Origin of the sequence: Methylobacterium sp. C1, from assembly GCF_001854385.1 — a bacterium.
Taxonomy (GTDB): Bacteria; Pseudomonadota; Alphaproteobacteria; order Rhizobiales; family Beijerinckiaceae; genus Methylobacterium; species Methylobacterium radiotolerans.
The window spans coordinates 2,751,957-2,762,878 of the sequence record NZ_CP017640.1 but is presented as its reverse complement, the minus strand read 5'-3'; the positions used below and the strand labels follow the sequence as shown (position 1 = coordinate 2,762,878).

Below are 10,922 nucleotides of genomic sequence, written 5' to 3'. Positions count from 1 at the left end.
ACGCCCGCCGCCGGGTGCGGTCAGCGCAGGCAGTCGGCCACGGCCAGGGCCACCGTGCCCTGGACCGCCTTCGCGCCGCTGCGCACGAGAGTCGCCGCGTCACCGACGGCCCGAGCGGCCGGAACCAGGGTCTCCACCACCGAGGCCGCGAAGGGCAGGGCCTGCGACGGGAGCAGGGTGTCCTCGGCCTCATCGGCGGCCGCCGCGCGCGCGGGCGCCATGGGATCGGGGTTGCTGCGCGGCGCCTCGGGGCAGCGCCGGCCCGGGCAGGCGCGCCGGCCCGCGGCCGCGACGTGGGAGGTCGCGCGGGCGGCCACGGCCGGACGGGCGGGCAGGGACCACGTCCGCGCGATCACGGCGTCGAGCGGGTACTGCTCGGCGAACGCGATCACGGCGGGCGGGCGGCCCGGCGCCGCGATGGCGGCCATCGGCGCGAAATCCGTGGGTCCGGGAGCGGCGGACACGCCCGCCTCGGCCCGGGCGCCGGGCTGTACCGGTTTCGAGCTCGGGCAGTACAGCGAGGCCACGCCCAGGACCGCCACGACGGCCAGCGTCGGCAGGAAGGGCATGGACACGCGGCCGTGGGCGGCGTCCGTCAGGGCGGGCTGGTCTGGCCTGCGCATCCGAATCACCGATCTCCATGACCGCCGCGAGGTCTGCAGAGTGCGGTTAGCATTGCGGCGGAAGCTGGACCATTTCTTTGCGCGGCGGTTACTGGTGCCGCGGGACGGGATACCGCGGAAACGTCCGCCGACGGGCGCGTCGCGGGCACGGGCCTTGCTTAGCGTCCGGTGGCCCGCGCCGGGCCGGCCTCCAGAAGAAGACCCGCCCCGTACCGGGCCAAGATGACTGAGACCAATCTCACCGTCGCCGTGATCGACCCGAGCCGCGCCCGCGCGGCGATCCTGGAAGAGGGCCTGCGCGCCGCCGGGATCGGGCGCGTGGTCGTGATTCCCGACACCGCCGACCTCATGGAGCGCGTCGCCGCCCTCAAGCCCGACGTGGTGGTGATCCATCTGGAGAGCCCGAGCCGGGACATCCTGGAGCAGATGTCGGGCGTCTCCCGGCAGGTCGAGCGGCCGGTGGCGATGTTCGTCGACCGCTCGGACTCGACCATGATGCAGGCCGCCGTCGATGCCGGGATCTCCGCCTACGTTGTGGACGGCCTGCGGGCGGAACGGATCAAGTCGATCCTCGACATCGCGATCCTGCGCTTCAACGCCTTCGCGCGCCTCCAGCGCGAACTGACGGAGGCGCGGAGCGAACTCGCCGATCGCAAGCTGATCGAGCGGGCGAAGGGCATCTTGATGACCATGAAGGGCCTGTCCGAGGACGAGGCGTACAAGCAGCTGCGCCGCAAGGCCATGAACGAGAAGCGCAAGATCGCCGACATCGCCCGGGCGATCGTCACCACCGCGGACCTGCTCGGATGAGGCTCCAGCTCGGCTACGTTCCGCTCTGCGATGCGGCCCCGCTGATCGCGGCCCACGAACTGGGCTTCACCCGGGCCGAGGGGCTCGACCTCGACCTCACCGCCGAGCCCTCCTGGGCGACGCTGCGCGACCGGCTGGCGCTGGGCCATCTCGACGGCGCGCACATGCTGGCGCCGCTGGCGCTGGCGAGCCGGCTCGCCCTGTCGGGGCCGCCCTCCGACCTGATCGTGCCGCTCCAGCTCAGCACCGACGGCAACGCCGTCACGCTGTCCCGCACCCTCTGGGCGGCGATGGACCCGGACGGCGAGGCCCTGGCGGACGTCGCCCGCGCCTTCGCGGGCGTGGCGCAGGCGCGGCTCCGCGCCGGCAGCCCCCTGACGCTCGGCACGGTGCATCCCTTCTCGTGCCACAGCTACCAATTGCGGCTGTTCGCCGAGGCCGGCGGCCTCGACGCGGCGGCTTTCCGCACGGTCGTGGTCCCGCCGCAGCATTGCGTGGAGGCGCTGGCGCGCGGCCTGGTGGACGGGTTCTGCGCCGGCGCGCCCTGGAACGACGTGGCGGCCGCGGCCGGCCACGGGCGGATCGCGGTCCACGGCAGCGCCCTGGCGCCGAACGCGACCGAGAAGGTGCTGGCCGTCTCCGCGCGGCTCGACGGCGCGATCCTGCCGCTGGTGCGGGCGGTCGCCCGGGCCGGACGCTGGTGCGCCGATCCGGAGAACCGGGCCGAACTGATCCATCGCCTCGCCCGCCGGACCTACCTCGACCTCGATCCCGCCCTGGTCGGGCGGGCCTTCGCCGGCGATCCGGACGCGTCCGCCGAGCCGGGCCCGCGCATCCGCTTCGGCGCGGCGGTCGAGGAGCCGCGCGCCGCGCAGGCCCGGTGGCTGCTGGAGCAGATGCGCGCGGCGCGGCAGCTCCCCGCGGATCTCGACATCGCGGCGGCGATCGCGACGGTCTACAGGCCGGATCTCTACAGGGCGGCGGTCGCGGATTCCTGAGGGCGGCGACACTTCCCGCAGTTCGTCACCGACCCGCGGTATCGGTGCGAACAGTGGCGGAACGTCGGGCAGGCTCGCCCGTTGTGCTTCCGCCATGCCTGGATGCCGCAAACTCGAAACTGGATCGTTGATCTCGCATCCGCGCGGGCGGGTCGAGCTTCGACGCTACGTGACCCGGGGCGGCCGAGTGCCCCGCGCCTGCAACGACAACCGTCGGGCCGGCGCGCACCACGCGTGGTACTGGGTCCTGGCCGCCGGCGCGATGCCGACGCTCGGCCTTCTGGCGATGCTGTCGACGCTCCTGTAACGGATCGCCGGCCAGGCACCCGCAGATCACCTGTATTGCGAAGCTGTGGCTCCGTCTCGCGAACATGGGAGCTTCGCGCGGCGGCATGGTCGTGCGACCTGACCAGATCCGCACAGAGCATCCACGCGCGCGGCGCTGCCGGCCACACCCCGCGCGCCGACGGCACGATCGACCGTGCGCGTGACCCCTTCGACCTCGCGCGTCCCGCACGCGCGCGACCGTCCACAGTCCCGACCGGCAGTCCGGTCCGCGCCTGATCGCTTTCGCGACGGGTCGCACAGTTTTTGTGCAGTGCCGCAGCCGCCGCTCCGACCCGCCGCCGAGCACCGAGCGCGCCGCCGGTCCTGACAATCCGCGCGCCCCTCGCGGGCCGGCCGCCGTCTGGCACGGAACCTGCTAGACCCCCCGCGTCCGTCAACGGCGACGGACAGCGCCGTCAGCGAGGCCGCTGATCCGGTTCTCCCTGAGGCTGAAGCCTGCCGGGAGAAGACCGGCAGCGGCTTTTTCGTGGGCGGTCCGCCAACGACCCTGCAATCGAGGTTCCAGACGCGATCGAGCGATGGCGACATCCCCTAAGGACACACGCGGACACGACGCGCGCGCCGGGAACGGCCCGCCGCGCGAGAGGCTGGTCGTCGTCGGCAACGGCATGGCCTCGCTGCGCTTCCTGGAGCGGCTGACCGAGGCCGCGCCCGGCCGCTACGACATCACCTGCATCGGGGCCGAGCCCACGGCCGCCTACAACCGGGTCCTGCTCTCCTCGCTGCTCGGCGGCGAGGTCGACGAGGCGGCCTGCGCCTTCCGGGGCCTCGACTGGTACGCGGATCACGGCATCCGCCTGATCACCGGCGCGCCCGTGACGCAGATCGATCGGGAGAACGGGCTCGTCATCGTGGGCGAGACCCACGTCGTGCCCTTCGACAGGCTGGTCCTCGCGGTCGGCTCCCTGCCGATCCGCCTGCCCAAGCCCGGCATGGACCTTCCGGGCGTCATCACCTTCCGCGACCTCGCCGACGTGGCGGCGATCCGCGCGGCGGCCGTCCGGCACGCCCGGGCCGTCGTCATCGGCGGCGGCCTCCTGGGCCTCGAGGCGGCGGTCGGGCTCGCGCGCCTCGGGGTCGAGACCACGCTGCTCCACGTCATGGACCGGCTGATGGAGCGCCAGCTCGATCACCACGCCGCCGGGCTGGTGAAGCGCGCCATGGAGGCGCGCGGCGTGCGGGTCATCCTCGAGGCCGACACCGCCCGCGTCGAGGGCGCGTCCCGGGTCGAGCGCCTGGTCCTGGCGGACGGCACCGCGCTCCCGGCCGACCTCGTGGTGATGTCGGTGGGCGTGCGCCCCTCGGTGGCGCTGGCCCAGGCCGCGGGGCTGGCGATCGGCCGGGGGATCACGGTCGACGACCGGATGACGACCTCGGACCCGCGCATCTTCGCGCTCGGCGAGTGCGCCGAGCACCGCGGCCAGATCTACGGCCTGGTCGAGCCCGCCTACGAGCACGCCGACACGCTCGCCCGCCACCTCGCCGGCGAGGCGGCCGAGTACCGGGGCACGGCCCTGTCCACGAGCCTGAAGGTGTCGGGCCTGCCGGTCTTCTCGGCCGGGATCGTGGACACGCCCGACGATGCCGAGGCGATCGTGCTCTCCGATCCCGGTGCCGGCCTCTACCGCAAGCTGCTGGTGCGCGACGGCCGACTGATCGGCGCGGTGTTCGTCGGCGACATCGCCGAGCAGGGCGCCTGCAAGGGCCTGATCCGCTCCGGCGCCCCGATCGAGAACGTGGACGACTTGATGTTCGGGCGCCCCGCGCCCGAGCCGCTCGCTGCTTGAGGAGGCGCGGATGTCCGAGACCACCACCCAGAGCGCCGCGGGCGCGTTCGAGGCCGAGCAGAAGCGCTACCTCGAGGGCTTCGCCTCCGGCATCGCCGCCGTCCGCCTGACCGGCGGCCTCGCCCCGGGCGGGGCCGGGGCGGCCGCGCCGCCCGCCGAGCCCACGGGCCCGGACGCGATCCACATCAAGGCGCAGGACCGGACCGTCCGGGACGGCGGCAAGCTCTGCGATCAGGAGAAGTGGAAGCGCGCCGAGAACCCGTTCGACGGCCACAACCGCCTCATCCGGGAGGCCGCCGCCGGCAAGCAGCCGAAGCCCGAGGACAATTTCCGCTGGCGCTACCACGGGATGTTCTGGGTCGCGCCGAACCAGGTCTCGTACATGTGCCGGCTGCGGATCCCGAACGGGATCCTGCACCACTGGCAATTCGCGGGCGTCGCCGACCTCGCCGACCAGCACGGCGGCGGCTACGTCCACGTGACCACCCGGGCGAACCTGCAGGTGCGGGAGATCGATCCCGAGCACGCCCAGCCCTTCCTCGACGGGCTCACCGATATCGGCCTCACGGCCCGGGGCGCGGGCGCCGACAACATCCGCAACGTCACCGGCTCCTCGACCGCCGGCATCGACGCCCAGGAGCTTCTGGACACGCGCCCGCTCGCCAAGTCCTGGCACAACTGGATCCTGAACGACCGCTCCCTCTACGGCCTGCCGCGCAAGTTCAACGTCGCCTTCGACGGCAGCGGCGTCATGCCGACCCTGGAGGAGACGAACGACATCGGCTTCCAGGCCGTGGAGGTGCTGGACGGGGCCGCCGTGCCGCCCGGCATCTACATGCGCCTCGTGCTCGGCGGCATCTCGGGCCACCGGGACCTCGCCCGCGACACCGGCATCGTCCTGAAGCCGGAGGATTGCAACGCCGTCGCCGACGCGATCATCCGCGTCTTCATCGAGAACGGCGACCGGACGAACCGCAACAAGAGCCGGATGAAGTACGTCCTCGACGCCTGGGGCTTCGACAAGTACCTCGCCGCCGTCGAGGACAAGCTCGGCCGCAAGCTCGACCGGGTCGCGCCGGAGCACGTGGCCCCGCGCAAACCCACCGACCGCTTCGCCCATGTCGGCGTCCACGCCCAGAAGCAGCCCGGCCTCAACTGGATCGGCGTCGTCCTGCCGGTCGGCAAGATGACCAGCGATCAGGTCCGGGCGCTGGCGAAGATCGCGGCCGAGTGCGGCGACGGCCAGATCCGCCTCACCGTCTGGCAGAACTTCATCGTCTCCGGGGTTCCGGACGCGAAGGTCGCCGAGGTGGAAGCCCGCGTGGAAGCGCTCGGCCTCACCACGAAGGCCGCGGGCATCCGCTCCGGCCTCGTGGCCTGCACGGGCGCGCGGGGCTGCAAGTTCGCGGCCTCCGACACCAAGGGCCACGCCCTGATCATCGCCGACCACGTCGAGAAGGCCGTGCCGAACCTCGACGTGCCGGTGAACGTCCACCTCACCGGCTGCCATCACAGCTGCGCCCAGCACTACATCGGCGATATCGGGCTGATCGGCGCCAAGGTCGTGGTCTCGGAGGAGGGCGACACCGTCGAGGGCTACGACGTCGTGGTCGGCGGCGGCTTCGCCGAGAACCCGAAGATCGGCACCGAGATCTGGAAGGCCGTGAAGGCCGAGGACGCGCCCGCCCGCGTCGAGGCGCTGCTGCGCGCCTACCTCGCCCTCCGCCAGGGCCCCGAGGAGAGCTTCCAGGCCTTCACCAGCCGCACCGGCGCGGAGGCGCTCCGCGACGCCGCCGAGGACCAGCCCGCCCTGAAGGCCGCCGCATGACCCAGCACGTCTCGCCCCCCCTCGTCCTGATCCCCGAGACCGCGCCCTTCAACGAGGACCAGCGCGCCTGGCTCTCGGGCTACTTCGCGGCCCTGCTCGGCCCCTCCGCCGCGGGTGCCACGGCGCTGGCGCCGGGCGATGCTCCCGCGAGCGGCCCGAAGCTCGCCGACAACGACGACGCCCCCTGGCACGACCCCTCCGTGCCGATCGGCGAGCGGATGGAGATGGCCAAGGATCGGCCCGAGCCGCAGAAGCTGATGGCCGCCATGGCCCAGCAGGATTGCGGCCAGTGCGGCTACAACTGCGCCGACTACGCCAACGCGATCTTCCTGAAGAACGAGGCGCGCCTGAACCTTTGCCAGCCCGGCGGCAAAGAGACCCTGCGCATGCTCAAGAAGCTCGACGAGGAGTTCGGCGCCGCCGGAGGCGCCCCGGCTGCCCCGAAGGCGGACGACGACGCCCCGAAGGCGGCGGCCGATCTGGGCCCGCTCGGCTACTGCCGCGAGAACCCGGTCGAGGCGCTGTTCCTGTCCCGCCGCCGCCTCAACGATCCGGGCGGCGAGAAGGAGACGTGGCACATCGAGATCGGCCTGGACGGCACGCCGATCCAGTACGAGGTCGGCGACTCCCTCGGCCTGTTCCCCGCCAACGCCCCGGCGCTGGTGGACGCCGTGATCGCGGAGCTCGGCGCCCGGCCCGAGCGGGTGATCGGCGAGAAGACCCTGCGCGAGCACCTGCTGATGAACTACGCGCTCGGCGCGGCGCCCGACAACCTCTACCAGCTCCTGTCGCTGCTCACCTCCGGAGCGGCGCGCAAGAAGGCGCAGGCGCTCGCCTCCGGCGAGGATCCGGACGGCGACGCCGCCTATCTCGACGTGCTCGGCGCGCTCCACAAGTTCCCGGGCGCGCGGCCCGACGCCGAGGTCTTCCTCGAGGCCCTGGACGAGCTCCAGCCGCGGCTCTACTCGATCTCGTCCTCGCCGAAGATGGATGTCGGCCGGGTGTCGCTGACGGTGGACGCGGTGCGCTACAATCACCGCTCGCGGCTGCGGCTCGGCGTCGCCTCGACCCACCTGGGCGAGCGCCTGCCCGAGCAGACCAAGGTGAAGGTCTATCTGCAGAAGGCGCACGGCTTCGGCCTGCCGGCCGACCTGGCGAAGGACGTGATCATGTGCGGCCCCGGCACCGGCATCGCGCCGTTCCGGGCCTTCCTGCGCGAGCGCGCCGCCACGCGGGCGCCGGGCCGCAACTGGCTGTTCTACGGCCACCAGCGGCAGGCCAGCGACTTCTTCTACAAGGACGAGCTGAACAGCCTGAAGGACGACAAGGTGCTCACCCGCCTGTCCCTGGCGTGGTCGCGCGACGGCACGGAGAAGACCTACGTCCAGGACCGGATGCGCGAGAACGGCGCCGAGCTGTGGAAGTGGCTCGAGGGCGGCGCGCATTTCTACGTCTGCGGCGACGCCAAGCGCATGGCCAAGGACGTCGAGCGGGCGATCATCGACGTGGCGGCGCAGTTCGGCGGCAAGAGCCCCGAGGACGCGGTGGCCTACCTCGCGGCGCTCAAGAAGGCCGGGCGGTATCAGGCTGACGTCTACTGAGCACCGGTAACCCTCCCCCCTGTGCCGGGGGAGGGCGATGCGGCGCGGCGCTTGCTCCCGCCCAGGACGACCCTTCGAGGATCCAGCCATGACCCAGCCAGTGGCGGCGCCGACGGTGCGGACCACCTGCCCCTATTGCGGGGTCGGGTGCGGCGTGCTCGCGACCCCGGACGGCCAGGGCGGCGCCACGATCGCGGGCGACGCCGAGCACCCGGCCAATTTCGGCCGCCTGTGCTCGAAGGGCTCGGCGCTCGGCGAGACCCTGTCGCTGGAGAACCGCCTGCTCCACCCGCAGGTCGACGGCGCCCAGGTCTCCTGGGACGCCGCTCTCGACACCGTCGCGAAGAAGCTCGGCGCGGTCGCCGCGGAGCACGGGCCGGACGCGATCGCCTTCTACCTGTCGGGGCAGCTCCTCACCGAGGATTACTACGTCGCCAACAAGCTCGCGAAGGGCTTCATCGGCACGCCGCACGTGGACACCAACTCGCGGCTCTGCATGTCGAGCGCGGTCGCGGCCCACCGCCGGGCCTTCGGCTCCGACACGGTGCCGGGCTGCTACGAGGATCTCGACGAGGCCGACCTGATCGTGCTGGTCGGCTCCAACACCGCGTGGTGCCACCCGATCCTGTTCCGCCGCATGGCCGACGCCAAGGCGCGCCGCGGCACCAAGTTCGTGGTCATCGATCCCCGCCGCACCCAGACCGCGCAGGAATCCGACCTGTTCCTCGGCATCCGGCCCGGCTCCGACACCGCCCTGTTCGCGGGCCTGCTGGTCTACCTGTCCGACAACGGCTTCCGCGACCGCGCCTTCGTCGATGCCCACACGGCCGGCCTCGACGGCGCCCTCGACCGCGCCCGCCAGATCGCGCCGGATCTCGCGGCGGTCGCCGCCGTCACCGGGGTGGCGGAGGCCGACATCGCGACCTTCTACGCCCTGTTCGCCGGCACGCGCCGGGTCGTCACGGCCTTCTCGCAGGGGGTGAACCAGTCGGCTCAGGGGACCGACAAGGGCAACAGCATCATCAACTGCCATCTCATCACCGGCCGCATCGGCGAGACCGGGATGGGGCCCTTCTCCCTGACCGGCCAGCCGAACGCCATGGGCGGGCGCGAGGTCGGGGGCTTGGCCAACATGCTGGCCGCCCACATGCACTTCACCCCCGAGGAGGTGGACCGGGTGCGCCGCTACTGGGGCGCCCCGCGGATCATCACCGGCGAGGGGATGAAGGCGGTGGCGCTCTTCGATGCGATTGCCCGGGGCAAGATCAAGGCCCTCTGGGTCATGGGCACCAACCCGCTGGTCTCGATGCCGCGCGCCGACGCGATCCGCGCGTCGCTCGCCGGCCTCGACCTCTACGTGGTGTCCGAGGCAGTGGCGGATTCCGACACCGCCCTGGGTCGCGGCAAGACCACAGTGCTGCTGCCTGCCCAGGCCTGGGGCGAGAAGGACGGCACCGTCACCAATTCCGAGCGCCGGATCTCGCGCCAGCGCCGCTTCCTCACGAGCCCGGGCGCGGCGCGGCCGGACTGGGCGGCGCTGGCCGAGGTCGGCCGCCGCCTCGGCCACGGCCGGGCCTTCGCGTTCGATTCCGCCGCGGCGATCTTCCGCGAGCATGCCGGGCTCTCGGCCTACGAGAACAACGGCACCCGCGACTTCGACCTCGGCGCGCTCACCGACATCAGCGACGCCGCCTACGACGCGGCCCCGCCGGTTCAGTGGCCGATCCCGAAACGCTCCGGCCTCCGGGGTGCCACCCAGGGCAAGGCTCGTCTGTTCGGCGACGGCCGGTTCTACACCTTCGACCGGCGCGCCCGCTTCGTCGCGGTGCAGCCGCCGGCCCTCGCGCTCGCGGCCTCGACGGCATTCCCGCTCATGCTCAACACCGGCCGGGTCCGCGACCACTGGCACACGATGACGCGCACCGGGAAGAGCCAGCGCCTCTCGGCGCACCGGGCCGTCCCGTTCGTCGAGGTCCACCCGGACGACGCGGCGACCCACGGCTTGGTGGAGGGCGACATCGCCCGGCTGACGACCGCGTACGGCGCGGCCGAGCTGGAAGTGACGGTCACCGACACGGTGGTGCCGGGCAGCCTGTTCATGCCGATGCACTGGGGCGGCGCCTTCGCGTCGCGGGCCCGGGTCGGCGCGCTGGTGCGCGGCATGACCGACCCGGTCTCCGGTCAGCCCGAACTCAAGGCGACCCCGGCGGCCATCGCCTCCGTCGGCTACCGCGCCCGCGGTTTCCTGCTGACGCGCCGGCAGGTGGCGATGCCCGAGGGCTGGTGGTGGGCGCGCGCCGCGATCACCGGCGGCTGGGGCGCGCAATTCGCCACCGCCGACAGCTCCCGGGCGGTGGCGCTGACGGTCCGCGGGCTGATCCAGAGCGAGGCGCTGTCGGGCTGCGAACTGGCGGAATATGCCGACCACGCCCGCGACCGCTACCGCTGCGCGGTCTACGACGGCGACCGCCTCGTCGCCTGCCTCGCCTACGCGCCCGCCGGGGAACGGCCGGACTGGGAAGCCGCCAAGGCCCTGTTCGCCGCCGAGGCGCCCGGCGCCGCCGAACGACGGGCGCTGCTCTCGGGCCGCGCGGCGACCGCCTCGGCGGGCCCGGTGGTCTGCGCCTGCCACGGCGTCGGCGCCGACGTCATCGCCGCGACCATTGCCGGGGGCGCCGCATCCGTGGAGGCGGTGGGCGCAGCCTGCAAGGCCGGCACGAACTGCGGCTCCTGCATACCGGAGATCCGCAAGATGCTGACCGGGCAGACCGCCCGCGCCGCGTGATTATCTGATACACTCACCGGCAAGGACGGACCGGGTGATCCAATCCGATCCCCTCATCCCGAGGTGACCGCGTCCGCGGGCCTCGAAGGAGCCCTCCAGCCGGCCGCGCGATCCCTGGAGCCTTCCTTCGAGGCTGCTGCGC

General features: G+C 72.8%; 8 protein-coding genes. 7 read left to right on the top strand and 1 reads right to left on the bottom strand.

The annotated features are described in order from the left end of the window. Positions 1-20 precede the first annotated feature (20 nt). Positions 21-623, bottom strand: coding sequence for a hypothetical protein (locus BKE41_RS12805; RefSeq protein WP_070999496.1), 603 nt, complete (start codon positions 621-623; stop codon positions 21-23). 222 nt (positions 624-845) lie between these two features. On the opposite strand from BKE41_RS12805, the gene BKE41_RS12800 reads away from it, so the two are divergent. The 7 genes from BKE41_RS12800 to BKE41_RS12770 all read left to right on the top strand — a co-directional run bounded on the left by BKE41_RS12800 (position 846) and on the right by BKE41_RS12770 (position 10,780). Beyond that, positions 846-1,433 (top strand): ANTAR domain-containing protein, encoded by a 588-nt coding sequence (locus BKE41_RS12800; protein ID WP_012319270.1) that lies wholly within the window; start codon positions 846-848, stop codon positions 1,431-1,433. Next, positions 1,430-2,431, top strand: a complete 1,002-nt coding sequence (locus tag BKE41_RS12795) for a CmpA/NrtA family ABC transporter substrate-binding protein (RefSeq protein WP_012319269.1) — start codon at positions 1,430-1,432, stop codon at positions 2,429-2,431. Before BKE41_RS12800 ends, BKE41_RS12795 begins: the two co-directional genes overlap by 4 nt. A 127-nt stretch (positions 2,432-2,558) precedes the next feature. After that, the gene (locus BKE41_RS12790) at positions 2,559-2,738 is read left to right on the top strand and encodes a hypothetical protein (protein WP_024830047.1); all 180 of its coding nucleotides are present in this window, start codon (positions 2,559-2,561) and stop codon (positions 2,736-2,738) included. A 559-nt stretch (positions 2,739-3,297) separates the two neighbouring features. Then, entirely contained in the window at positions 3,298-4,566 is a 1,269-nt protein-coding gene (locus tag BKE41_RS12785; protein ID WP_070999495.1) for an FAD-dependent oxidoreductase, read from the top strand. Between the two features lie 10 nt (positions 4,567-4,576). Next, on the top strand, positions 4,577-6,394 hold the full coding sequence (locus BKE41_RS12780) for a NirA family protein (RefSeq protein ID WP_070999494.1): 1,818 nt from the start codon (positions 4,577-4,579) through the stop codon (positions 6,392-6,394). Continuing rightward, on the top strand, positions 6,391-7,995 hold the full coding sequence (locus BKE41_RS12775) for a sulfite reductase subunit alpha (protein WP_043073722.1): 1,605 nt from the start codon (positions 6,391-6,393) through the stop codon (positions 7,993-7,995). Before BKE41_RS12780 ends, BKE41_RS12775 begins: the two co-directional genes overlap by 4 nt. Before the next feature lie 88 nt (positions 7,996-8,083). Further along, entirely contained in the window at positions 8,084-10,780 is a 2,697-nt protein-coding gene (locus tag BKE41_RS12770; protein WP_070999493.1) for a nitrate reductase, read from the top strand. The last annotated feature ends 142 nt before the right edge of the window (positions 10,781-10,922 follow it).